The sequence below is a fragment of the Streptomyces arenae genome, assembly GCF_022343545.1.
Lineage (GTDB): Bacteria > Actinomycetota > Actinomycetes > Streptomycetales > Streptomycetaceae > Streptomyces > Streptomyces humi.
Map to the genome: position 1 here is coordinate 1 of NZ_JAKQYH010000050.1, position 23,287 is coordinate 23,287.

Consider the following 23,287-nt stretch of genomic DNA (forward strand, 5'->3'; position numbering starts at 1 on the left):
CCGCGCCCCACCCCCACCGCACCAGCACCCGCACCCGCACCCGCACCCGCACCCGCCGAGGACCCTCCACATGACCACCCTCAAGACCACCCTTCTCGTCATCGCCAAGGAACCGAGGCCCGGCCGGGTCAAGACGCGCCTCACACCGCCCTTCTCCCCGGAACAGGCCGCCGCTCTGGCCGAGGCCTCGCTCGCCGACACCCTGGACGCGGTGGCCGCGGCCTCCGCCGCCCGCCGCGTCCTCGTCCTCGACGGCAGCCCCGGCCCCTGGCTGCCGTCCGGCTTCGACGTCGTGCCGCAGTGCGGTGGCGGTCTCGACGCGCGGCTCGCCGACGCCTTCGCCGGCTGCACCGGACCCGCCCTGCTCATCGGCATGGACACCCCCCAGGTCACCCCGGCCCTGCTCACCGTGGACTTCGCCGACTGCGACGCGTACTTCGGACCGGCCGAGGACGGCGGGTTCTGGGCTCTGGGGCTGGCCGACCCGGATCCCGGGCTGCTGCGCGGTGTGCCGATGTCCGCTCCGCAGACGGGTGCCGTCCAGCGGCGGCGGCTCGTCGCCGCGGGACTGCGGGTGCGGGACCTGCCACTGTTGCGGGACGTGGACACCGCGGCGGACGCGGCCGCCGTCGCCGCGCTCGTCCCGCACGGCCGGTTCGCCGCCCGGTTGGCCCGGTGCTCGGCGCAGCGCGGTACGGAACGCCGGTGACCACCTGGGCGCCCCTCGCCCGGACCGGCGCCGACCCCTACGCGGCGGCGCTGCGCGCCGGGCACGGCCCGCTGTTCCTGCGGCGCGCCGACGGCTGGCTGCTGCCCCTGGAGGTCGAGCGCTGGTGCGCGCGGGCCGACCCGGTCGACCGGGCGGTCCTGGACCGTTGTGAGGGCGCCGTCCTGGACGTCGGCTGCGGCCCCGGCCGGCTGGTCGCCGAACTCGCCGCCCGGGGCCGTACCGTCCTCGGCGTCGACGTCAGCACGGCCGCCGTCGACCACACCGTGCGCCTCGGCGGGCAGGCCCTGTGCCGCTCGGTCTTCGAGCCGCTGCCCGGCGCGGGCCGCTGGGGCACCGTGCTGCTCATGGACGGCAACGTCGGCATCGGTGGCGATCCCGGCCTGCTCCTGGACCGTGTCGGTCAACTCCTCGCACCCGGAGGCCTGTTGATCGCCGAGACCGCTCCGGTGGACGTCGACGAGCGGGTTCACGTCCACCTCACCGACACCCGTGAGGCCGTCGGGGAGCCGTTCCTGTGGGCGCGGCTCGGCACCCCGGCCCTGCTGCGGTACGCGCGCGGCTGGACGCCTGCTGGTCAGTGGGCGGCCGGTGGCCGCCGCTTCGTGGCCCTGCGCACCCGCAGTGCCAGCAGCAGCGCCGAGCCGCCGAAGAGCACGGCGGTGATCAGCAGCCAGCGGGCCGCGAAGCCGTCCGGGGACTGGCCGGTGGCCGACCGGTAGTGCCCGGCGACCGTCCCGCTGATCAGCGGGAACCACACCAGCAGGAGCAGCCCGGAGAGCGCGGCGGGGACGCGGACGTACATGGTCCACTCCCGGTGCCCCGCGACGCCGAGACCGCGTGTCACCGTCCGGTCGGCCAGCGCGTACAGCGGCAGCAGCACCAGGTCGTGCAGCAGGGCCGCACCCACGATCCACAGCGCCACACCGAACCAGTCGCCGGCCAGCAGCCGTACACCGGCGTAGGCGGCGAGCGCGAACGAGCAGGCCAGCAGCAGGATCTGGAAGGGGCTGCCGACGGCGAGGCGGGGGCGCGTCACGAGACGGGGGCGCATCACAGGTCTCCGAAGGTCATCCGGGCCACCCACTTGGTGTTGAGCACACCGGGAGCGGCCGGCACGATCACGCGGGCCGGGTAGCCGTGGTCGGGGGACAGGTCCTCGCCGTTGACCTGCAGGGCGAGCAGCGAGCGCGGGTCGGCGACCTGGTTGGCGCGCAGCGCGGCGCGGCGGAAGGCGCCGTGCAGTTGCAGGGACTCGACGAGGACGTCCGGCGGATCGCCGTCGTGTCCGACGAGGGCGGCGAGGTCGCGGAGCCGTACCCCGCGCCACCACTGGTCGGCGGTCGACCAGCCCTCCACGCAGGCGATGGGCAGGGCGGCGCTGTGCTGCGGGAGCCGGAGGAGGTCGGCGCGGGTGAGCCGGACGGTCCGGCCGCCCCGCCCCGTGACGACGAGCCGCCAGGTCTCCGCCGCGGTCTGCTTCGTGCCGACGCCGGCGTACGCGGCCGTCTTGTTGATCTGGAAGCCGTTCGGACCGCCGCCCGGGTCGGCCCAGCCGTGCGGGGCGAGCAGCGCGGTGCGGCGCAGCGCGCCCCCGATGCTCTGTCCGGCCGTCGTGAGGAACAGCAGCAGGGACGCGCCCCCGACGAACCACAGCGCACCCCGCCGGTCCACCGTCGGCGCGTCCGGCCGCGGTGACGCCGGTCCGTCCTCGTCGGGCCCGGGTGACGCCTGCCCGTCCTCGCCCCGGCGCCGCTCGCGCACCGCCCGCAGCGCCTTGGGCGTCTTCAGGGCCGCGTGGGCCAGGAAGGCGGCGAAGAACACCCAGGCGCCGTAGAAGTGCAGGGGGTAGAAGGAGCCGGGGAAGACGTAGTCCAGCTGGACGTTGAGGACACCGGTGGTGAACTCGAACAGGCCGCCGCCGACCAGCAGCAGCAGCGAGATCCGCTCCAGGGCGTGGGCGAGCGAGCGGGCCGGGGGCAGCGCGAACAGCTTCGGCACCACGGACCACAGCTTGGCGAGCAGCACCGGGATCAGGGTGATCCCGAGGGTGACGTGCAGGCCCTGGGTGAGCCGGTAGAGCCAGGACGGATTCGTCGGCCAGGAGAAGAGGTAGAAGCCGAGGAGGCCCTTGTCCGGGGTCTGGTCGTTCACCGGTGCCAGGTCCGGGTTGTACGCGGCGTACGACACCAGTCCGGTCACGAACAGCACCGTGACGCCGACGAGCAGCACCAGGCCGAGCACCGAGGTGAACCAGGTGCCGCGCAGCGGACTGCGCCAGAATCCGGGTGAGGTGGGAAGCCGTGGATCGTCGTCTCGCATGTTCCGACCGTAGGCCGGGGAAACCCCTGGATCCCGTACCCGGCCCATGACGAAAGTCTGACGTCGGCCCACTGATCCACGGCGCCCCCGGCTCGCGGGCCTAGCGTTCCGGTGTGACCCGCGATTCCCTCCGCGGCCGGTACGCCGATCTGTCCGCCGTGCTCGCCGCCGCCCTGCTCGTACTCGCCGCCGTCCTGGTCGGCCGGCACATCCAGGACACCTACCGCACCCTGTTCGTGCACTGGCCGCCGCTGTTCGCCGACTGGGACCCGCACGTGGGCCCGGGGACACCGGCCGCCGTGCTCGTCGGGGCCGCGGTGGTGGCGTACGGGCCGAACCTCGCCGTACGGCTGCCGTGGCGCGGGCTGCTCGCCGCGGCCTGGGGCGGCTCGCTGGCCTGGACGTGGTCGCTGGCGCTGGTCGACGGCTGGCAGCGGGGTGTGGCGGGCCGGCTCACCAGCCCGAACGAGTACCTCACGGTCATCGGGCGCTTCCACGACATCCCGGCGACCCTGCGGGACTTCACCCACCACATCGTCAGCGGCACGCCCGCGCCCTGGCCCGCGCACATCGCCGGGCATCCGCCGGCGGCCACCCTCACCTTCGTCCTGCTGGACCGGGCCGGGCTGCACGGCGGCGGCTGGGCCGGGGCCTGGTGCGTCACCGTCGGGTCCACGGCCGGGGCCGCCGTACTGGTCGCGGTGCGGGCGCTCGCGGCGGAGCGGCTCGCCCGGCGGGCCGCGCCCTTCCTCGTACTGCTCCCGGCCGCCGTGTGGGTGGGCGCCTCGGCCGACGGGTACTTCGCGGCGGTCGCCGCCTGGACGGTGGCGCTGCTGGCCCTGGCGGTGACGGGACGCTCCGTGGCCTGGGCCGCGGCCGCGGGACTGCTGTACGGGCTGACCTGCTATCTGTCGTACGGTCTGACGCTCTTCGCGCTGATCGGGGCGGCGGTGCTGATGATCGGCCGACGGCGGGTCCGGGCGCGGCCGGTGATCCTGGTCCTGCTGGTGGCGGGGGCGGCGGTCGTGCCGCTCGGCTTCACGTTCGCCGGGTTCGACTGGTGGCAGGGGTACCGGCTGCTGGTCACCCGCTACTACCAGGGCGTCGGCGGGACCCGGCCGTACGGCTACTGGGTGTGGGCCAACCTGGCCTGCACGGTGATCATCACCGGCCCGGCGACGGTGGCGGGGCTGCGCCGGGCCGGCGCCGTGCTGGTCCACCGCCGTACCGCGCCCGGGCCGGAACTCCGGCTGGCCTTCCTGGTGTGCGTCACCCTGCTCGCGCTGCTGATCGCCGACCTGTCCGGGATGAGCAAGGCGGAGACGGAGCGGATCTGGCTGCCGTTCGCGATGTGGCTGCCGGCCGCCGGTGCGTTCCTGCCCGGGCCGCGGATCTGGCTCACGGCACAGGCGGTGCTCGCGCTGCTGCTGAACCATCTCCTCTTCACCGGTTGGTGAGCCGGCGCGCCCACCGGCTCAGGCGGTGGCCGGGCTCGGCGCGGACGGGTGCCGTGGGGCGGCGGTAGTGGCGGTGGCAGCGGGGCCCGGGGCGGCGGTGGCGGCGGGGTCCGGTGCGGCGGTGGCGGCGGGGTCCGGGGCGGCGGCCTTGGTCAGTTCGGGGAGCAGGCGGGTCAGTGCTCCCCCGTCGGCCATCTCGGCGAGCAGGCGGGCCTGGTCCGCGTGGACCCGGAGGGCGGTGCGCCGGTGCAGGTCGGCGCCGCGCGCGGTGAGGTGGAGCAGGACGCGGCGCCGGTCGTGCGGATCGGGGCGCCGGTGGACGAGGTTGTCGGCGACCATGCGGTCCACCAGCTTGGTCAGGCTGGGCGCCGGCATCAGCGCGTGGCCGGCGATCTCCGACATCGGATGCCCCGCGCCGTCGCCGACCAGCGACAGCACGCGCCACTCCTCGACGGTGCAGTCCTCCTCGGCCAGCACCGCCGCCAGCCGCCGGACGACCCGGCGTTCGGCGTGGCTGAGGAGGTGCGCGAGGTCCGGCGAGGAGGGTACGGACGGCATTGCCGGTGTCCTTCCGTCAGGTCTACTGTGCGACGCAGGATACGAGCCCGGGCGAGGGCGCCGGGGCCCGGGACCGTGGTCCGCGCTCTCCCGCCCGCACGGAGGTGGCCCGATGCGTCCGCCGCCGCGCGGGACGCGTACGACACTGAACGTCGCCCTCGTCGTGCCGTTGCAGGGTCCGGCGGGCGTCTTCGGACCGTCGTGCGAGTCGGCCGCACTGCTCGCCGTGGAGGAACTGAACGCCTCGGGCGGGGTGCTGGGCCGGGAGGTCCGGCTGGTCACGGTGGACGGCGGTGGTCCGCCGGCGCGGGTGGCGGCCGAGGTGGGGGCGCTGGTCTCGCTGGGCGCCGTGGACGGGGTGGTGGGCTGGCACACCTCGGCGGTCCGGCAGGCGCTGCTGCCCCGGGTCGCGGGCCGGGTGCCGTACGTCTACACCGCGCAGTACGAGGGCGGTGAGCGGACACCGGGCGTGTTCCTGACCGGTGAGACGGACGCGGCCCAACTGCTGCCCGCCATGCGGCTGCTGGCGGAGTCCGCCGGGGTGCGGCGCTGGTGCACGGTGGGCAACGACTACGTCTGGCCGCGGGTGACCGCCCGCGCGGCGCGCGGGTTCGCACGGGAGTGCGGCGGCCGGGTGCGGGACGAGGTGTTCGTGCCGCTGGGGACGGAGCAGTTCGGGCCGGTGCTGCGCCGGGTCGAGCGGTGCGAGGCGGACGCGGTGCTGATGCTGCTGGTCGGGGCGGACGCGGCCCGCTTCAACCGGGCGTTCGCCGGATACGGGCTGCACCAGCGGTGTCTGCGGCTGAGCACCCACATGGACGAGAACATCCTGCTGGCGACCGGCGCGGACGGCACCGACGGGCTCTGGGCGGCGGCCGGCTTCTTCGAGACCCTCGCCACCGCCGAGAGCCTCGACTTCGGCGCCCGCCACACGGCCCGGTTCGGCATGGGCGCACCCGTCGTGGGCAGTCTCGGCGAGTCCTGCTTCGAAGGGGTGCGACTGCTGGCGGCGCTGGCCGAACGGGCGCGGTCACTGGACGTGCGGACGATGTGCGCGGTCGGGGACGCGGTGTCGTACGAGGGCCCGCGCGGTGTCGTACGGCTGCGCGGCAACCATCTCGCGCAACGGCTGTACCTGGCGCGGGCGGACGTCTTCGACTTCCACGTCGTCGCCCAGCTCTGAACCCGACCGCCGCCTCGGGACCGATACTTCCCACGGGAAGTATCAAGCTTTGTCTTTTAAAGCAGGTGCAACGTCCGGGAAACAGCGTGCCGCGACTCTTCCGTGCAACGACCGGGGACGAGAGAGGGAAGAGTCGTGACGGAGATCGTCGGCAACGAGGCGCCGCCCGCCGTGGCGGAGGGCCGGACGGACGGCAAACGGACCTACAACGACTGGGCGAAGAACGACACCCTGGAGGACTACTCGCTGCGCTACGCGCCGAAGTCCTTCCGCCGCTGGACCCCCTACGTCGTGGCCACCACCGCGCTCGGCGGCATCGCCTACCTCGCGGACTTCGCGATCGGCGGTTCGATCGCCATCTCCAACGGCTTCTCCAGCGCCATGGTGGCGATCCTGACGGCCGCGGTGGTCATCTTCCTGACCGGGATCCCGATCTCCTACTACTCGGCCAAGTACTCCATCGACATGGACCTGTTGACCCGGGGGGCCGGCTTCGGCTACCTCGGCTCGACGCTCACCTCGGTCATCTACGCCAGCTTCACCTTCATCTTCTTCGCGCTCGAAGGCTCGATCATGGCGCAGGCCCTGGAGCTGGGCCTGCACATCCCGCTGGCCGTCGGGTACCTGATCTGCTCCCTCATCATCCTGCCGCTGGTCATCTACGGCATGACCGCGCTGTCGAAGATGCAGGTGTGGACACAGCCGGTGTGGCTGGTGCTGATGGTGGCGCCGTTCGTGTCCATCGCGATCCAGGAGCCGGGCAAGTTCTCGGAGTTCACGCACTTCGCGGGCAACTCGCCGACCGGGTCCGGCATCAGCATGCTCGGGGTGGGCGCGGGTGCGGGCGTCGCGCTGTCACTGATCGCGCAGATCGGTGAGCAGGTCGACTACCTGCGGTTCATGCCGGACAAGACACCGGAGAACGGCAGGAAGTGGTGGGGCGCGGTGCTCTCCGCCGGTCCGGGCTGGGTGGTGCTCGGCGCGGCCAAGCAGATCGGCGGGGCGTTCCTCGCCTTCTACATCGCGGGCAGCGTGGGCCTGGCCAAGGCCAACGAGCCGATCCAGCAGTACGTGTCCGGGTTCAGGACGTTCGCCGCACCCGTCGCGCTCGGCCTGGCCACGTTCTTCGTGATCCTCTCCCAGATAAAGATCAACTCGACGAACGCCTACTCCGGTTCGCTGTCCTGGTCGAACTTCTTCTCCCGGCTGACGCACCGGCACCCCGGCCGGGTCGTCTACATCTTCCTCAACGTCGGCATCGCGCTGGCCCTGATGGAGGGCGGCGTCTTCGGTTTCCTGAACACCGTGCTGGGCTTCTACTCCAACGTGGCGATCGCCTGGATCGGCGCGGTCGTCGCCGACCTGGTCATCAACAAGCCGCTGGGGCTGAGCCCTTCGTACATCGAGTTCAAGCGCGCCCATCTGCACAACTTCAACCCCGTCGGGTTCGGCTCGATGCTGATCGCGTCGGCGGTCTCGATCGCCGCGTACTTCAACGCGTTCGGGGAGTACGGCAAGGCGTACTCGCCCTTCGTCGCGCTGTTCCTGGCGATGGTGCTCTCGCCGTTGTTCGCGGTGCTGACCAAGGGCAAGTACTACATCGCCCGCGTCGACGACCTCGCGGAGCCGTTGCTGGGCGCGGACGGGCTGCCGTCGGCGGCCTTGCTGACCTGCACGGTGTGCGCGACCGAGTTCGAGCGGCCGGACGTGGCGGGCTGCCCGTTCCACTCGGGCGCGATCTGCTCGCTGTGCTGCAGCCTGGAGAAGGACTGCCACGACTCCTGCAAGAGCGGACCGGTCGCGCTCGGCATCCCCGCGGTGCGGTCCACGGACTGACCCGTCCCCTCGCTCACCGCTCCGGCCCGCGCCCCTCGGCGCGGGCCGGAGCCGTTGCCCGCAGGCCGTCCATCAGGAGCCTGATCTGGCGGTCGGCCTGGCCCTGCCATTCGTGCGAGCGACCGCCTGGCGGAACCGGCGCCGCGTGACCGGCGCGGGCCGGGTCGGGGGCGGCTCCCGCGCCGTGCGGACCGGGTCAGGGACGGCTCCCGTGCCGTGCGTGGCTCGGGACGGCCGGCTCTACCGGCGTGGGCTCGGCGCCGTCCTCCCCGTCCGCGCACCCCTCCGCCTGGGCGCGCTGGGCGGCCAGGAGCGGGAAGGAGAGGTGGTCGAGGTCGCCCGGCGGAGGCGCGGTCAGCGACCAGAGGGGGGCGGGGGTGCCGTCGGCGACTGCGGCCGGGGCGTCGGTCAGGTTCATGCGCTCGCGCAGCCGGCCGTAGAAGTCCATCGGCGCCAGCCGGACCACCCGCAGCCGGCTGGGGGCGGCGTACACCCCGATCCAGTCGCCGGGCTGCAACACACCGCGCACCTGGCCGTCGACGCTGACCGCGGCCGGCCCCGAGCGTTCCAGGACGCGCAGGCCGACGGCCTCGTCGGGGGCGGTGACGACCGAGCGGTCGAACGCCATGTGCGGGGCGACCGGGGTGAAGACCAGCGCCTCCGCGCAGGGCGACACGACCGGCCCGCCGGCGGCGAAGCTGTACGCGGTGGAGCCGGTGGGGGTCGCCACCAGCAGCGCGTCGGCGGAGTACGAGGCGAGCAGCCGCCCGGAGATGTACACGCCCACCGACACCTGGCGGTCCCGGGACAGCTTCTCCAGGACGATGTCGTTGACGGCGGTGATGTGCAGCGGGACACCCCACTCGGCGTCCTGTTCGCAGTCGGTGCGCACCTGGGGCGGGGGCAGCAGCGGCCCGCGGCCGTACTGCATCAGGTCCTCCATGTCGGCGGGCACCTCCAGCCGGCGGGAGGAGCGCATGGTGAGCAGCAGCCGGCGGTCGACGCTGAACCGGTTCTCGTACACCGCGTCCAGCGCGTCCGTGACCGAGCGGACCGGCACGTCGGTCAGGAAGCCGACCCGGCCCAGGTCGACGCCGAGGACCAGCGCGTCGTTGTGGGCGGCGAGCCGGGCGCCGCGCAGGAAGGTGCCGTCGCCGCCGAGGGTGACGATCAGATCGGGGTCACCGGCGGCCGCGACCTCCTCACCCGAGCTGTGCCGGCCGCCGTCGTGCCACACGTCGATGTCGGTACAGCGCACGTCGTGCGCGGCGGCCCACGCCCGTACGGCACCGGCCGCTTCCACCGCCTCCCTGCGCCCTCCGTGCACCACCAGTCCGAGCCCGTTCACCGTCATCTCCGCCTCCAGGACGCCATGGCCGCCACTGCTCCCACGCTGTCACGACGCGGGCGGATCTGTCGGGCGGAGCGCGAGCACAGCCCGAGGAAGCGCGATCGCGGCCCGAGGAAGACGACCAGCCGGAGCGGATTGGTGCTCCGTGGCGGCCGGGATCATCCTGGGGAGGAGAGCGGCCGTGCAGGTTCCGCGAAGGATGAGCGGCGATGGAACGACGTCCCACCCCTGCCAGCGACCCGGCGCAGACCCCCGCCGTGTCCCGGGGCGCCCGCACCGCGGTGGTCACGGTCGACGAGCGGGGCGTGGTGACCGGCTGGAGCGACGGGGCCAGGCTGATGCTGGGCTATCCGCCCGCCGAGATCCTGGGGCGCAGCGCCGTCGAACTGCTCGCCGAACCGGACGGGGACAGCTGGCGGGAGGCGGCCGCCGGGCCCCGCTGGAGCGGCACCGCGGCCCTGCGCCACCGCGACGGACACCGGCTGGACCACGACGTACTGGTCCACCGCAGACCCACGTCCGAGCGGCCGGGCGGCATCGAGTGGCTGGTCGTCTCGGCCGTCACGGGACTGCCCCCGGGCACCGGCCACGAACTGGGGGAATGGGCCTTCCACGAATCCCCCTGCGTCGCCGCCGTCTTCGACGAGGGGCTGCGGCTGGTCCGGGCCAGCGCGGGGATGCAGCGCGCGCTCTCCCTGGCCGAGGGGACGATACGCGGGCTGCGGCTCACGGACATCGCCCCGTACGAGGGCAGCGCCGAGGCCGAGGCCGGCATGCGGCGGATCCTCGACGGCGGCGCCCCGCAGGACGTCCACCTGCACCTGGACCCGGCCGACCCGACGCGCGACTGGCACGCCCGGATCGTCCCGCTGACGGACCCGGGCGGCCGGGTGCGGGCGGTCACCGTGACCGCCCACTCCGACCCGTCCGAACAGCTGGTACGGCAGCGGATGCTGCTGCTGAGCGACGCGGGGACGCGCATCGGCACCACCTCCGACGTGCAGCGCACCGCACGGGAACTGGCCGAGGTCGCGGTGCCCGGTTTCGCCGACGTGTGCGCCGTCGACCTGCTGGACACTCCCCCGCGCTCGGCCGAGCTCGTGACCCGGCGCGCCGGCCGGGACGGCACGCCCGAGCCCGGCGACCTGACGCTGCGCCGGGCGGCCGTACGGTCGGTGCCCGACGCTCCGCCGCCGCCCCACCCGACGGGCGACGTGCTGCGCTGCCCGCCCTGGTCACCGTCGGGCCGCTGTCTGGCCGACGGGCGGGGCTCGGTGTACACGGGGGACGACGAGAGCGTGGTCCGCTGGGCGCGGGAGGACCCGCCGGCCGCCGACTGGATCCGGGCGAGCGGGGCGCACTCACTGATGGCGGTGCCGCTCACCGCGGCCGGCGCCACCTTCGGGGTGGCCCTGTTCGGGCGGAACCGGCGGCCCGAGCCGTTCGACGAGGACGACCTGTGGGTGGCCGAGCAGCTGGCGGCCCGCGCGGCCACCAGCATCCACGGCACCGCGCGCATCGAGCGCCAGCACACCACCACGATGACGCTGCAGCGCAGCCTGCTCCCCCACACGCTGCCCGAGCAGTCGGCGCTGGACATCGCCACCCGCTACCTGCCCTCCGTCAGCCAGGCCGGCGTGGGCGGCGACTGGTTCGACGTCATCCCACTGTCCGGCACCCGGGTCGCGCTCGTCGTCGGCGACGTCGTCGGCCACGGCATCCGGGCCGCCGCCACCATGGGCCGGGTGCGCACGGCGGTCCGCACCCTGGCCGACGTCGACCTGCCGCCCGACGAACTCCTCAGCCACCTCGACGATCTGGTCGTCCACCTCTCCGCGGAGGAGGCGGGCGCCGAAGACGCCGAGGAGACCGCCGGTGGTGTCGGCACGACCTGCCTGTACGGCGTGTACGACCCCGTGACCCGGCGGTTCGACGTCGCCCGGGCCGGCCATCCGCCGCCCGCCGTGGTCACCGGGGGCACCGTCCACTTCCTCGACGTCCCCGCCGGTCCCCCGCTGGGCCTCGGCGGGCTGCCCTTCGAGTCCTTCGAGACGGAACTCCCCGAGGGCAGTCTCATCGCCCTCTACACCAACGGCCTGCTCGAACCCCGCGACCACGACATCGACGACGCCCTGGGCAAGATGTTCGCCGCGCTCGCCCGCCCCGCGCAGAGCCTGGACACCGTCTGCGACCGGGTACTGACGTCCATGCTCACCCACCGCCCCGACGACGACATCGCCCTGCTCGTGGGCCGCACCCGCGCCCTGCACGCGGACCGGGTCGCCACCTGGGAGCTGCCCTTCGACCTCGCCGCCGTCGCCGAGGCCCGCAAACAGGCCACCGACCAGCTGATCGCGTGGCGGCTGGAGGACGCCGCGTTCATCACCGAGCTCATCGTCAGCGAACTCGTCACCAACGCGTTCCGGTACGGCCGGCCTCCCGTCCGGCTCCGGCTCATCCACGACACCCACGCTCTCACCTGCGAGGTCTTCGACTCCAGCAGTACGGCACCCCACATGCGCCGGGCCCACACCTACGACGAGGGCGGGCGCGGGCTGCTCCTCGTCGGCCAGCTGAGCCGGCGCTGGGGCACCCGGCACGCCAGCACCGGCAAGACGGTCTGGGCCGAGCAGTTCCTCACCGCGGACTGAGCGCCGGGCGCGCCACTGAAACGAGCCGAGGCGGCTCTAGTGGCCCGGGCGGCCGCCGCCGAGCACGGGGCGGGCCCAGTCCGGCGGCGGTGGCGGTGGCGTAGGCGGCGGCGGTGTACGGACGGTGTGCCGGCCGACCGTGGGGGTCCTGTCGGCGGGCCGGCCCTGCATGTCCGGACCGCCCGGACCGGCGCCGTACGCGGCGAGCCGCAGCGCGCCCATGAACTCCAGACAGGTGCCGTAACGGTCCGCGGGGGTCTTGGCCAGCGCCTTGGCGAACACGTCGTCGAACCCCGCCGGCAGCCCCGACCGCACCTCGCTCAACGCGGGCGGGCGGTCGTGCTGGTGCGCCCACAGCAGCGCGATGTCCTCGTCCCGCACGAACGGCGGACCGCCGGTCAGCATCTCGAAGACCACACAGGCCAGACTGTAGAGGTCGCACCGCCCGTCCACCGCGCGGCCCGAGATCTGTTCCGGCGCCACGTAGTCCAGCGTGCCGACGAACTGGCCGGCGGTCGTGAACCCCGTCAGCGACAGCGACTTCTTGGTCAGCCCGAAGTCCGTGAGGTACACGTGTTCGGGATGGTCGCTGTCGGTGCCCTGCGCCACCAGGACGTTGCCGGGCTTCACGTCCCGGTGGACCAGATCGTGCTGGTGGGCCGCGTCCAGCGCGGAGGCCACCTGGGCGGCGATGCGCAGCGCCGTGGCCACCGGCAGCACCCCCTCCCTGTCCAGCAGTGCGCGCAGATCCGGACCGGACACGTAGCGCATCGCGATGTACAGCACTCCGTCCGTCTCACCGGCCTCGAAGACCGGCACGATGTGCGGGTGGTCGAGAGCGGCCGCCACCCGGGACTCGTGGCTGAAACGGCGGCGGAAGGTGTCGTTGCGGGCCAGCTCCGGGGCGAGCAGTTTCAGGGCGACGGTCCGGTCCAGGCGCAGGTCCCTCGCGCGGTAGACGACGGCCATGCCGCCGCGGCCGATCTCGCCCTGGACCTCGTAGCCCGCGATGCGCGTCGCCATCACACGTCCATCCCGTGACGTCCGGAACCTGCCCAAATGGTATCCAGCGGCGCGGTGGCGCGCCCGCGCTGGCGCGTACGCGACGGCTTGTGCTTCCAGAAAGCCGTGGGAGATCCGGCGTCTTCCTCAGGCCCCGCGCAGGGCGTCCAGCACGTCGTCGTCCGTCAGCTGCCCGAAGTCGTCGTACCACTGGCCGACCGAGCTGAACACGGCCGGCCGGTACGGGCAGACCACGAGGTCGGCCTCGGCGGCGAGCGCGTCGAGGGAGTCGGGCGCGCCCACCGGGACGGCCAGCACGGTCCGGGCGGGGCCGCGGCCCCGTACGTGGCGCAGGGCGGCACGGGCGGTGGAGCCGGTGGCCAGGCCGTCGTCGACGACGATCACGGTACGGCCGCGCAGCACCGGCGGCGGGCGGCCCTCCCGGTAACGGCGCTCGCGGCGGCGCAGCTCCCGCCGCTCCCGCTCCACGACGGGGGTCAGCGCCTCCGCGCTCAGGCCCAGGTGGGCCAGGGTCTCCCCGTCGAGGAGCGGCGGTTCGTCCCCGGTGATCGCGCCGACACCGAACTCCTCGTGGTGCGGGGCACCGATCTTGCGTACGACGAGCACGTCCAGCGGCGCCGGCAGCTCCCGCGCGACCTCCGCGGCCACGGCGGCACCGCCACGGGGCAGGGCCAGCACGATCGGTTCCGGCAAGGCGCCCTCGTCCCGCAACTCCCCCAGCACGGCGGCGAGTTCACGGCCGGCCTGGGCGCGGTCCCGGTAGCGCACGGTGTGTCCTCTCGGGCGGGTTCGATCCCTTTCGGGCCCCCCTCCGTCCATCGTCACACCGGGAGCCGCCGACGGCCGAGTCCTCCCGCAATAATTCGCACACGCTTTCTATAAACTGTGTGTATAGTCCCCGCATGCCACTTTGGAGCAAGCATCCGATCAGGAAGAGGGAAAGACAGCCCGGCGGGTTCCGCTCCGCCCGGCTTCGTGTCCCCGCCGTCACCGCCGCCGCCGTCTCCCTCGCCCTGACCCTGTCCGGCTGCGCACAGGTCGACACGACGTCCCCGGCCGCCGAGCGCGCCCGTCCCGTGCCGGCGAACGAGACCCGGTTCGGGACCGTCGACTGCCGTGAGGCCAAGTGCATCGCGCTCACCTTCGACGCGGGGCCCAGCGAGAACTCGGCCCGGCTGCTCGACATCCTCAAGGAGAAGCACGTCCCGGCGACCTTCTTCCTGCTGGGCAAGCGGCACATAGAGAAGTACCCGCAGCTGGTGAAGCGGATGGCGGCGGAGGGCCACGAGGTCGCCAGCCACACCTGGGACCACAAGATCCTCACGCAGATCTCGGACACGCAGATACGCGGCGAACTGGAGCGCACCGACGACGCGATCGAGCGCCTCACCGGCCGCAAGCCGAGGCTGATGCGCCCGCCCCAGGGCCGTACCGACGCGAACGTGCACCGGATCTGCCGCGAGCTGGGCCTGTCCGAGGTGCTGTGGAGCGTGACCGCGAAGGACTACCAGACCACCGACTCGGCGCTGATCGAGAAGCGGGTCCTCGACCAGGCGTCCCGGGACGGGATCATCCTGCTGCACGACATCTACCAGGGCACCGTGCCGGCCGTACCGGGGATCATCGACGCCCTCAAGGAGCGCGGGTACGTCTTCGTGACGGTCCCCCAACTCCTCGCCCCCGGAAAGCCGGAACCCGGGAAGGTGTACCGGCCCTAGGTCTGCCGAACCCGCCCGGCCCCCAGCCCCACCTCCGTCCTCGCCCCCAACCGGCCCGCGTCGCCGCGGCCACCCCCGCACGTGGGTGTCCGCCGGTACTCGCGCAGGCGGGCGGTTTGCCCGTCCATGGTGTGAATCGTGCGGGCCGGGGGCCGGTCCCCGCCTGGCTGAGACGATTCCGCAGCTCATGTGAACACTCTGTGTGTGCCCCGTTCACGGTGGCCGGGTCCCTACGATCGTGCCGTGGTCACTTTCCTTCTCCAGCGGACGGCTCCGCTGCCGATCGACGAGGCGTGGCGCCGGCTCACGGAGTGGTCCCGGCACGCCGACGTGGTCCCGCTGACCCGGGTCACCGTGCTCACCGATCCCCCGACCCACGAGGGCACCGTCTTCGTGGCCCGTACGGGCGTCGGGCCGCTCTCGTTCGACGACCCCATGGAGGTGACCGTCTGGGAGCCCCCGCGGGACGGCGGACCCGGGCGGTGCCGCCTGGTCAAGCACGGGCGGATCGTGCGCGGTTGGGCCGAACTCGCGGTGTACCCCGGGCCCGGCGGCCGCACCCGGGTGACCTGGCACGAGGAGCTGAGCGTCCGCGGACTGCCGTCGGCGTTCGACCCGCTGGTACGCCAGGCGTCCCGCGCGGTGTTCGGCCGTACGGTCAACACCCTGCTGCGCACCCCGTGACCGGCCGCCGCCGACCGCCCCTTGGCAGATCCCGCCCGCACGATGGACAGTGGCCCTCCGGTGCCGAACGGTCACCGTGGGTCGGCGCGGCCGGGAGGCTCGGAGGTGGCGTTCTTCTCGTCCGGTGAGGTCAGTCTGTTACGGGAGGCCGGGCACCCGCGTACCTGGGTGCGCGGCGAGGTGCTGATGCGGGAGGGCGAGGCGGCCGACTCCGTCGTGCTGCTCACCGGCGGCCTGGTGAAGGCGACGGTCGACTCGGCCAACGGCTACACCAGCCTGCTCGCGCTGCGCGGCCCCGGTGAACTCCTCGGTGAACTCGCCTGCATCGACGGCCGGCCCCGGGGCGCCACGGTCACCGCGATGCGCCGCTCGGCGGGTCTGGTGGTCGCCGGGGAGGCCTTCCTGCGGCTCCTGGAGCGGGACCCCGCGCTGTGCCTGGCGGTGCTGCGCAGTGTCGTGGGCCGGTTACGGGACTCCGACGGGCTGCGCGCCGATCAGGGCGCCCGCACCACCGGCGCCCGGGTGGCGGGGCTGCTGGTGAAGCTCGCCGTCAAGTACGGTTCGGCCGCGCCGGAGACGCTGCCCGGGGCCGTAGCCGTCCAGGTCAACCAGCGTGAACTGGCCTCCGCCACGGGGGCGTCCCGGGAGTCGGTGGTGCGCTGCCTGCGGGCGATGCAACGGGCGGGCCTGGTGGCCACGGGCCGGGGCCGGACCGTCGTACTCGACCTCGCGGGGTTGCGCCGCTGGGCCGAGGAGGAATGACCGGCCCCGCGCGCGCCGGCCCCGTCCGTGTTGCCTCGCTTGCACGGCAGACGCATGAGAACGGAACTCCCGGCGCCGAATGCGTCATTTGACGCTGTACGCCGGACCCGAAGACGCTTCGATCGTCCCCTGGCGCCCGGACCGGTTCGGCTGATCGGGGGAAACGGACCGGGCGCTCCGGGGGCCCACACCCGGTGGCCGCGCAGGGGGAGAGCTAGGCCACCGAACCGATCCGCCGCGCGGGGGACTGCGTCGAGGTGGTGTCGTGGTGGATCGGGGTGTGGGCGCCGGTCAGGGAGACGCCGGTGCCGCCCCGGCGGGCGGCGACGATCTCGGCGGCGATGGACAGCGCGGTCTCCTCCGGGGTGCGCGCGCCGAGGTCGAGGCCGATGGGGGACCTGAGGCGGGCCAGTTCCAGTTCGGTGACGCCGACCTCGCGCAGCCGGCTGTTGCGGTCCAGGTGGGTGCGGCGGGAGCCCATCGCGCCGACGTAGGCCACCGGGAGGCGGAGGGCGAGCCGGAGCAGCGGGACGTCGAACTTGGTGTCGTGGGTGAGGACGCACAGGACGGTACGGCCGTCGACCCGGGTCCGCTCCAGGTATTCGTGGGGCCACTCGACGACGATCTCGTCGGCCTCCGGGAAGCGGGCCTTCGTGGCGAACACGGGGCGCGCGTCGCACACCGTCACGTGGTGGCCGAGGAACTTGCCGACCCGGACCAGTGCCGACGCGAAGTCGATCGCCCCGAAGACGATCATGCGGGGCGGCGGGACGGACGACTCCACCAGAACCGTGAGCGGGGCTCCGCAGCGTGAGCCCTGCTCACCGATCTCCAGGGTGCCGGTACGGCCGGCGTCCAGGAAGGCGCCCGCCTCGGCGGCCACCGTGCGGTCCAGTTCGGGGTGGGCGCCGAAGCCGCCCTGCCAGGAACCGTCGGCCCGCACCAGGAGGGCGCGGCCCGTCAGCTCGGGCGGCCCGGTGACGATCCGCGCGACCGCCGCCGCGTCTCCCTGCGCGGCGGCGGCCAGCGCGGCCGCGATCACCGGCCGGACGGGATCGTCCGCCCGTACCGGGGTGACGAGGATGTCGATGACTCCGCCGCAGGTCAGACCGACGGCGAAGGCGTCCTCGTCGCTGTAGCCGAAGCGCTCCTGAACGGTTTCGCCGTCCTCAAGCGCCTGCCGGCACAGCTCGTACACGGCGCCCTCCACGCACCCGCCGGAGACCGAGCCGACAGCCGTGCCCGCGCCGTCCACCGCGAGCGCGGCACCGGGCTGACGGGGAGCGCTGCCGCCCACGGCCACCACCGTGGCCACGGCGAAGTCCCGCCCGTCGACGGCCCACCGGTTCAGCTCCTCGGCGATGTCCAGCATGTCTCGGTCTCCTTGACGGCGTCTGCGTGGAAGTTCCCGCGAGGGGCGGCCCGGCGTCTAGTGGACGCCCAGCCAGCCCTCGATGGGACTGAGTGCGAAATAGACCAGGAAGATGCCTGTCAGGCCCCACATGAATGCCCCGACCTCCCGGGCCCTGCCCTGGGCCGCCTTGATGGCGGTGTACGAGATCACGCCCGCGGCCACCCCGGTGGTGATGGTGTAGGTGAAGGGCATCAGCACGACCGTCAGGAACACCGGGACGGCGGTGGCCCGGTCGGCCCAGTCCACGTGCCGGGCGTTCATCAGCATCATCGCGCCGATGACCACCAGGGCGGCCGACGCGACCTCCTGCGGGACGATCGCGGTGAGCGGGGTGAAGAAGAGACAGGCCGCGAAGAACAGGCCGGTGACGACGGAGGCGAGACCGGTCCGGGCGCCTTCGCCGACGCCCGTGGCCGACTCGATGAAGACGGTCTGGCCGGAGCCGCCGGCCACCCCGCCGATCGCGCCGCCCGCGCCGTCGATGAACAGCGCCTTGGACAGCCCCGGCATCCGGCCCCGGTCGTCGGCGAGTTCCGCCTCGGTGCCGACGCCGATGATGGTGGCCATCGCGTCGAAGAACCCGGCGAGCACGAGAGTGAAGACGATCATCGCGACCGTCATCGCGCCCACTCTGCCCCAGCCGCCGAACTCGACGTGCCCGAAGAGCGAGAAGTCCGGCATGGAGACGGCGGAGCCGTGCAGCGCGGGGGCGGCGCCGCCGGCCCACTGCCGGGGGTCGACGACCCCGGCCGCGTTCAGGACGGCGGCCACGACGGTGCCGGCGACGATGCCGATCAGGATGGCGCCGGGCGTGTTCCGGGCCTGGAGCATGAAGATCAGCAGCAGGGTGCCGGCGAACAGCAGCACCGGCCAGCCGGCGAGTTCACCCGCCGGGCCGAGGGTGAGCGGGGTGGCCCTGCCCTGGTGCACGAAGCCCGACTTGTAGAAGCCGATGAGGGCGATGAACAGGCCGATGCCCATGGTGATGCCGTGCTTGAGCGCGAGCGGGATCGCGTTCATGATCATCTCGCGGAGGCCGGTGACCACCAGCAGCATGATGACCACGCCGTACATCACGCACATGCCCATCGCCTGCGGCCAGGTCATCTCCGGGGCCACCTGCGAGGAGAGCACGCCGGAGACGGAGAGGCCGGCGGCCAGCGCGAGCGGCACCTTGCCGACGAAGCCCATCAGGAGCGTGGTGAAGGCAGCGGCGAACGCGGTCGCCGTGATCAGCGCCTGCTGCCCGAGCGTGTCGCCGGCCGCGTCCTTGCCGGACAGGATCAGGGGGTTGAGCAGGAGGATGTACGCCATCGCCATGAAGGTGGTGACGCCGCCGCGCACTTCACGCGCGACGGAGGAACCTCTTGCGGATATGTGAAAGTAACGGTCGAGCCAGGAACGTCCGGCCGGGACGCGGGTGCCTGCTCCCGCGTCGTCGGCCGTGGTCCTGGGCTCCACTGACTGCTGGGTCACGGTGCCGTCTCCCAAGGTTCAAAGGGGGTTGGGATGTGCACGACCCGGGGGACGGCCCGAGACGAACGATGGTGCCGGCGCGCCTAGGCGTTGCCGGTCAGGTGCTCCGGGCGTACCGGTGTCCGGTTCAGCTCCAGGCCCGTCGCGTTGCGGATCGCCGCGAGGACCGCCGGAGTCGACGACAAGGTCGGTGCCTCGCCGATGCCGCGCAGGCCGTACGGGGCGTGGTCGTCGGCGAGTTCGAGGACGTCGACCGGGATGGTCGGCGTGTCGAGGATGGTCGGGATCAGGTAGTCCGTGAAGGACGGGTTCCTGACCTTCGCGGTCTTCGGGTCGACGATGATCTCCTCCATCACCGCGACGCCCAGGCCCTGGGTCGTACCGCCCTGGATCTGGCCGACGACGGAGAGCGGGTTGAGCGCCTTGCCGACGTCCTGGGCGCAGGCCAGCTCGACCACCTTGACCAGGCCCAGCTCGGTGTCGACCTCGACGACCGCGCGGTGCGCGGCGAAGCTGTACTGGACGTGGCCGTTGCCCTGCCCCGTGCGCAGGTCGAAGGGGACGGTCGGCCGGTGCCGCCACTCCGCCTCGACCTCCACGGTCTCGTCGCCGAGGACGTCCACCAGGTCGGCCAGCACCTCGCCGCCGTCGGTGACCACCTTGCCGCCCTCCAGCAGGAGTTCGGCGGTGGCCCAGGCGGGGTGGTAGGTACCGAACTTGCGCCGGCCCAGCTCCAGGACCTTCTCCCGGACCAGTTCGCAGGCGTTCTTCACGGCGCCGCCGGTGACGTACGTCTGCCGGGAGGCCGAGGTCGAACCCGCCGAGCCCACCTGGGTGTCGGCCGGGTGGATGGTCACCTGTGCCACGCCCAGCTCGGTACGCGCGATCTGCGCGTGGACGGTCACCCCGCCCTGTCCGACCTCCGCCATCGCGGTGTGCACGACGGCGACGGGTTCACCGCCGGCCACCTCCATGCGCACGCGGGCCGTCGAGTAGTCGTCGAAGCCCTCGGAGAAGCCGACGTTCTTGATGCCGACCGCGTAGCCGACACCGCGTACGACGCCTTCGCCGTGGGTGGTGTTGGACAGGCCGCCGGGCAGCTGCCGTACGTCGGTGCCCTCGCTGCTCTCCCACTGGCGCTCGGGCGGCATCGGCATCGCGGTGACCCGGCGCAGGAGTTCGGCGACGGGGGCGGGCGAGTCCACCGGCTGCCCGGTCGGCATGAGGGTGCCCTGCTCCATGGCGTTCAGCTTCCTGAACTCCACCGGGTCCATGCCGAGTTCCCTGGCGACCTTGTCCATCTGCGCCTCGTAGGCGAAGCACGCCTGGACCGCGCCGAAGCCGCGCATCGCGCCGCACGGCGGGTTGTTGGTGTAGAGGGCGATGGCCTCGATCTCGACGTCGTCGACGACGTACGGCCCGATGCCGAGCGAGGAGGCGTTGCCGACGACGGCCGGGGAGGCGGAGGCGTAGGCGCCGCCGTCCAGCACGATCCGGCACCTGACGTGCGTCAGCTTGCCTTCGCGGGTGGCCCCGTGCTCGTAGTAGAGGCGGGCCGGGTGGCGGTGGACGTGCCCGAAGAAGGACTCGAAACGGTTGTAGACGATCTTGACGGGCTTGCCGGTGCGCAGGGCCAGCAGGCAGGCGTGGATCTGCATCGACAGGTCCTCGCGGCCGCCGAACGCGCCGCCGACGCCGGCCAGCGTCATCCGCACCTTGTCCTCGGGCAGGCCGAGGACGGGCGCGATCTGGCGCAGGTCGCTGTGCAGCCACTGGGTGGCGATGTAGAGGTGGACACCGCCGTCCTCCTCGGGCACCGCGAGCCCGGACTCGGGGCCGAGGAAGGCCTGGTCCTGCATGCCGAAGTAGTACTCGCCCTTGACGATGACGTCGGCCCGCCGTGCGGCCTCGTCGGCGTCGCCGCGGATGATCGGCTGGCGGTGCACGATGTTGGGGTGCGGGACGTGGCCGATGATGGGGGTCCCCCCGGTCGAAGACTGGGGGAGGTCGTCGCGGTTCTCGTGGACGAGGACGGCTCCCGGGGCGGTCGCCGAGGCCTCGTCGGTGATGACGGGCAGCTCGCGGTACTCGACCTTGATCTTCGCGGCGGCACGGCGGGCCGTCTCCGGGTGGTCGGCGGCGACGATCGCGACCGGCTCGCCGTGGTGGCGTACCTTGCCGTGCGCGAGGACCGGGGTGTCCTGGATCTCCAGGCCGTAGTTCCGCACCGCGGTGGGCAGGTCGTCGTAGGTCATGACCGCGTACACGCCGGGCTGGGCGAGGGCCTCGCTCGTGTCGATCGACACGATTTCCGCGTGCGCGACCGTGGAGCGCAGGATCTGACCCCAGAGCATGTCCTCGTGCCACATGTCGGACGAGTACGCGAACTCGCCGGTGACCTTGAGGGTGCCGTCGGGGCGCAGCGTGGACTCGCCGATGCCGCCCTTGGTCCCCGAACCCTGGGTGATCTTCGTGGGAGCGCCGTTGGTGGGCATCCGGTTCAGACCGCCTCTGACTGCCGGGCGGCCGCGAGGCGGACCGCGTCCATGATCTTCTCGTAGCCGGTGCAGCGGCACAGGTTGCCCGACAGCGCCTCGCGGATGTCCGCGTCGGTCGGGTTGGGGTTGTGCTCCAGCATCTCGTCGGCGGCGACCAGCAGGCCCGGGGTGCAGAAGCCGCACTGGACGGCGCCGGCGTCGATGAACGCCTGCTGGACCGGGGAGAGTTCGGTGCCCTCGCCGGTCTGCGAGTCCTGGCCCTTCGCGGCCCAGCGCCGGGCCTGGTCGAGCGGGGTCCCGCACGCGGTGCCGCGGTCACGCTGCCTGGCGTGGTCGGCGAGGCCCTCGACGGTGACGACCTCCCGGCCCTCGGCCTGGCCGGCCGCGACCAGGCACGAGCACACCGGCACGCCGTCCAGGCGGACCGTGCAGGAGCCGCACTCGCCCTGCTCACAGGCGTTCTTGGAGCCGGGCAGGCCGAGCCGCTCGCGCAGCACGTAGAGCAGGCTCTCGCCCTCCCAGACGTCGTCGGCTTCCTGCGGGCGTCCGTTGACGGTGAAGTTGACGCGCATCAGGCGACACTCCCCTTCTGCTGAGTGGTGCCGCGGTACGACTCCCAGGTCCAGGTGAGGGTGCGGCGGGCCATCACGCCGACCGCGTGGCGGCGGTAGCTCGCGGTGCCCCGGACGTCGTCGATGGGGTTGCAGGAGGCGGCGCACAGGTCCGCGAACTGCTTGGCGACGGACGGGGTGATGATCTTTCCGTTGTCCCAGAAGCCGCCCTCGTCGAGCGCCGCGTCCAGGAACTCCTCGGCGGCCTTCGCCCGGACGGGCGTCGGGGCGGCCGAGCCGATGCCGGTACGGACCGTCCGCGTCGCGGGGTGCAGGGCGATCCCGAACGCGCACACGGCGATGACCATGGCGTTGCGGGTACCCACCTTCGAGTACTGCTGCGGTCCGTCGGCCTTCCGCACGTGCACCGCGCGGATCAGCTCGTCGGGGGCGAGCGCGTTGCGCTTCACGCCGGTGTAGAAGTCGTCGATCGGGATGAGCCGGGTGCCGCGCACCGACTCGGCCTCCACCTCCGCGCCCGCCGCGAGCAGGGCGGGGTGGGCGTCGCCGGCCGGGGAGGCGGTGCCGAGGTTGCCGCCGACGCCGCCGCGGTTGCGGATCTGCGGGGAGGCGACCGTGTGCGAGGCGAGGGCGAGGCCGGGCAGCTCCGCGCGCAGGTGCTCCATGATCCGGGTGTACGGCACGGAGGCGCCGAGCCGCACGCTCTCCTCGCCGACCTCCCACTCGTAGAGATCACCGATGCGGTTGAGGTCGAGGAGGTACTCGGGCCGGCGGTGGTCGAAGTTGATCTCGACCATCACGTCGGTGCCGCCCGCGATCGGCACTGCGGTGGGGTGCTCGGCCTTGGCGGCGAGCGCCTCCTCCCAGCTGGCGGGGCGAAGGAAGTCCATGACCGGCTCTCTTCTCCGTCTCGTTGAGTCTCGTGAGTCGTGCGGATTGAGCCAATCCGTGTGCGGCGGGCGAGGCTCGTTCATGTCCTGTTCACGCGGAACGAGGTCAGTACACCGCTCCGTACTCCAGCGGGGTCAGTCACCGAAACCATGAAGGAGTTGGCT

Annotated in this window: 19 protein-coding genes; 9 read left to right on the top strand and 10 right to left on the bottom strand. The window is 73.0% G+C overall.

The genetic code is table 11. The annotated features are described in order from the left end of the window. The first annotated feature begins 70 nt into the window (after window positions 1-70). Together MB828_RS21785 and MB828_RS21790 are read left to right on the top strand one after the other, a co-directional pair. A complete protein-coding gene (locus MB828_RS21785; RefSeq protein ID WP_301649722.1) occupies window positions 71-709 on the top strand; it encodes a TIGR04282 family arsenosugar biosynthesis glycosyltransferase in 639 nt (212 codons plus the stop codon). Continuing rightward, window positions 706-1,449, top strand: coding sequence for a class I SAM-dependent methyltransferase (locus tag MB828_RS21790; protein WP_301649653.1), 744 nt, complete (start codon window positions 706-708; stop codon window positions 1,447-1,449). Before MB828_RS21785 ends, MB828_RS21790 begins: the two co-directional genes overlap by 4 nt. Before the next feature lie 331 nt (window positions 1,450-1,780). Here MB828_RS21790 and MB828_RS21795 read toward each other — a convergent pair whose 3' ends face one another. After that, the gene (locus MB828_RS21795) at window positions 1,781-3,049 is read right to left on the bottom strand and encodes a molybdopterin-dependent oxidoreductase (RefSeq protein ID WP_301649654.1); all 1,269 of its coding nucleotides are present in this window, start codon (window positions 3,047-3,049) and stop codon (window positions 1,781-1,783) included. A gap of 113 nt (window positions 3,050-3,162) precedes the next feature. Here MB828_RS21795 and MB828_RS21800 point away from each other — a divergent pair, with 113 nt between their 5' ends. Continuing rightward, window positions 3,163-4,506: a hypothetical protein gene (locus MB828_RS21800; RefSeq protein WP_301649655.1), complete on the top strand. Its 1,344-nt coding sequence runs from the start codon at window positions 3,163-3,165 to the stop codon at window positions 4,504-4,506. Between the two features lie 18 nt (window positions 4,507-4,524). Here the strand turns inward: MB828_RS21800 and MB828_RS21805 are convergent, their stop codons facing one another. Next, window positions 4,525-5,064, bottom strand: a complete 540-nt coding sequence (locus MB828_RS21805) for a MarR family winged helix-turn-helix transcriptional regulator (protein WP_301649656.1) — start codon at window positions 5,062-5,064, stop codon at window positions 4,525-4,527. A gap of 112 nt (window positions 5,065-5,176) precedes the next feature. Here MB828_RS21805 and MB828_RS21810 point away from each other — a divergent pair, with 112 nt between their 5' ends. Together MB828_RS21810 and MB828_RS21815 are read left to right on the top strand one after the other, a co-directional pair. After that, a complete protein-coding gene (locus tag MB828_RS21810; RefSeq protein ID WP_301649657.1) occupies window positions 5,177-6,247 on the top strand; it encodes a substrate-binding domain-containing protein in 1,071 nt (356 codons plus the stop codon). A 135-nt stretch (window positions 6,248-6,382) separates the two neighbouring features. Next, a complete protein-coding gene (locus MB828_RS21815; protein ID WP_301649658.1) occupies window positions 6,383-8,083 on the top strand; it encodes a purine-cytosine permease family protein in 1,701 nt (566 codons plus the stop codon). Between the two features lie 196 nt (window positions 8,084-8,279). Here the strand turns inward: MB828_RS21815 and MB828_RS21820 are convergent, their stop codons facing one another. Next, the gene (locus tag MB828_RS21820) at window positions 8,280-9,437 is read right to left on the bottom strand and encodes an NAD(+)/NADH kinase (protein WP_301649659.1); all 1,158 of its coding nucleotides are present in this window, start codon (window positions 9,435-9,437) and stop codon (window positions 8,280-8,282) included. A 206-nt stretch (window positions 9,438-9,643) separates the two neighbouring features. Between MB828_RS21820 and MB828_RS21825 the strand changes: the two genes are divergently transcribed. Then, the gene (locus MB828_RS21825; protein ID WP_301649660.1) at window positions 9,644-12,085 is read left to right on the top strand and encodes a SpoIIE family protein phosphatase; all 2,442 of its coding nucleotides are present in this window, start codon (window positions 9,644-9,646) and stop codon (window positions 12,083-12,085) included. A 36-nt stretch (window positions 12,086-12,121) separates the two neighbouring features. Here MB828_RS21825 and MB828_RS21830 read toward each other — a convergent pair whose 3' ends face one another. Further along, complete coding sequence (locus MB828_RS21830) at window positions 12,122-13,108, bottom strand: serine/threonine-protein kinase (RefSeq protein ID WP_301649661.1); 987 nt, start codon at window positions 13,106-13,108, stop codon at window positions 12,122-12,124. A gap of 126 nt (window positions 13,109-13,234) precedes the next feature. Then, window positions 13,235-13,876, bottom strand: coding sequence for a phosphoribosyltransferase (locus MB828_RS21835; RefSeq protein WP_301649662.1), 642 nt, complete (start codon window positions 13,874-13,876; stop codon window positions 13,235-13,237). 134 nt (window positions 13,877-14,010) lie between these two features. Between MB828_RS21835 and MB828_RS21840 the strand changes: the two genes are divergently transcribed. The 3 genes from MB828_RS21840 (at window position 14,011) to MB828_RS21850 (ending at window position 16,272) form a co-directional block, all read left to right on the top strand. Next, entirely contained in the window at window positions 14,011-14,826 is an 816-nt protein-coding gene (locus tag MB828_RS21840; RefSeq protein WP_133026427.1) for a polysaccharide deacetylase family protein, read from the top strand. A 243-nt stretch (window positions 14,827-15,069) separates the two neighbouring features. After that, window positions 15,070-15,510: an SRPBCC family protein gene (locus tag MB828_RS21845; protein WP_301649663.1), complete on the top strand. Its 441-nt coding sequence runs from the start codon at window positions 15,070-15,072 to the stop codon at window positions 15,508-15,510. 105 nt (window positions 15,511-15,615) lie between these two features. Next, complete coding sequence (locus tag MB828_RS21850) at window positions 15,616-16,272, top strand: Crp/Fnr family transcriptional regulator (RefSeq protein WP_301649664.1); 657 nt, start codon at window positions 15,616-15,618, stop codon at window positions 16,270-16,272. A gap of 214 nt (window positions 16,273-16,486) precedes the next feature. On the opposite strand, the gene MB828_RS21855 is transcribed toward MB828_RS21850, so the two are convergent. The 5 genes from MB828_RS21855 to MB828_RS21875 all read right to left on the bottom strand — a co-directional run bounded on the left by MB828_RS21855 (window position 16,487) and on the right by MB828_RS21875 (window position 23,122). Continuing rightward, window positions 16,487-17,644: an XdhC family protein gene (locus MB828_RS21855; protein ID WP_301649665.1), complete on the bottom strand. Its 1,158-nt coding sequence runs from the start codon at window positions 17,642-17,644 to the stop codon at window positions 16,487-16,489. A gap of 57 nt (window positions 17,645-17,701) precedes the next feature. Beyond that, on the bottom strand, window positions 17,702-19,162 hold the full coding sequence (locus MB828_RS21860; RefSeq protein ID WP_301649666.1) for an NCS2 family permease: 1,461 nt from the start codon (window positions 19,160-19,162) through the stop codon (window positions 17,702-17,704). Between the two features lie 83 nt (window positions 19,163-19,245). Continuing rightward, the gene (locus tag MB828_RS21865; protein WP_301649667.1) at window positions 19,246-21,657 is read right to left on the bottom strand and encodes a xanthine dehydrogenase family protein molybdopterin-binding subunit; all 2,412 of its coding nucleotides are present in this window, start codon (window positions 21,655-21,657) and stop codon (window positions 19,246-19,248) included. Window positions 21,658-21,662: 5 nt separating this feature from the next. Next, window positions 21,663-22,232, bottom strand: coding sequence for a (2Fe-2S)-binding protein (locus MB828_RS21870; protein WP_133026433.1), 570 nt, complete (start codon window positions 22,230-22,232; stop codon window positions 21,663-21,665). Then, the gene (locus tag MB828_RS21875) at window positions 22,232-23,122 is read right to left on the bottom strand and encodes an FAD binding domain-containing protein (RefSeq protein WP_133026434.1); all 891 of its coding nucleotides are present in this window, start codon (window positions 23,120-23,122) and stop codon (window positions 22,232-22,234) included. The genes MB828_RS21870 and MB828_RS21875 overlap by 1 nt, the downstream gene beginning before the upstream one ends. Window positions 23,123-23,287: the final 165 nt, after the last annotated feature.

Bases quoted from the DNA above. Each gene is read 5' to 3' on its own strand.
- MB828_RS21875 (WP_133026434.1), bottom strand. From the start codon at position 23,122: ATGGACTTCCTTCGCCCCGCCAGCTGGGAGGAGGCGCTCGCCGCCAAG.
- MB828_RS21855 (WP_301649665.1), bottom strand. From the start codon at position 17,644: ATGCTGGACATCGCCGAGGAGCTGAACCGGTGGGCCGTCGACGGGCGG.
- MB828_RS21805 (WP_301649656.1), bottom strand. From the start codon at position 5,064: ATGCCGTCCGTACCCTCCTCGCCGGACCTCGCGCACCTCCTCAGCCAC.
- MB828_RS21785 (WP_301649722.1), top strand. From the start codon at position 71: ATGACCACCCTCAAGACCACCCTTCTCGTCATCGCCAAGGAACCGAGG.
- MB828_RS21830 (WP_301649661.1), bottom strand. From the start codon at position 13,108: ATGGCGACGCGCATCGCGGGCTACGAGGTCCAGGGCGAGATCGGCCGC.
- MB828_RS21865 (WP_301649667.1), bottom strand. From the start codon at position 21,657: ATGCCCACCAACGGCGCTCCCACGAAGATCACCCAGGGTTCGGGGACC.
- MB828_RS21825 (WP_301649660.1), top strand. From the start codon at position 9,644: ATGGAACGACGTCCCACCCCTGCCAGCGACCCGGCGCAGACCCCCGCC.
- MB828_RS21795 (WP_301649654.1), bottom strand. From the start codon at position 3,049: ATGCGAGACGACGATCCACGGCTTCCCACCTCACCCGGATTCTGGCGC.
- MB828_RS21870 (WP_133026433.1), bottom strand. From the start codon at position 22,232: ATGCGCGTCAACTTCACCGTCAACGGACGCCCGCAGGAAGCCGACGAC.
- MB828_RS21810 (WP_301649657.1), top strand. From the start codon at position 5,177: ATGCGTCCGCCGCCGCGCGGGACGCGTACGACACTGAACGTCGCCCTC.
- MB828_RS21840 (WP_133026427.1), top strand. From the start codon at position 14,011: ATGCCACTTTGGAGCAAGCATCCGATCAGGAAGAGGGAAAGACAGCCC.
- MB828_RS21820 (WP_301649659.1), bottom strand. From the start codon at position 9,437: ATGACGGTGAACGGGCTCGGACTGGTGGTGCACGGAGGGCGCAGGGAG.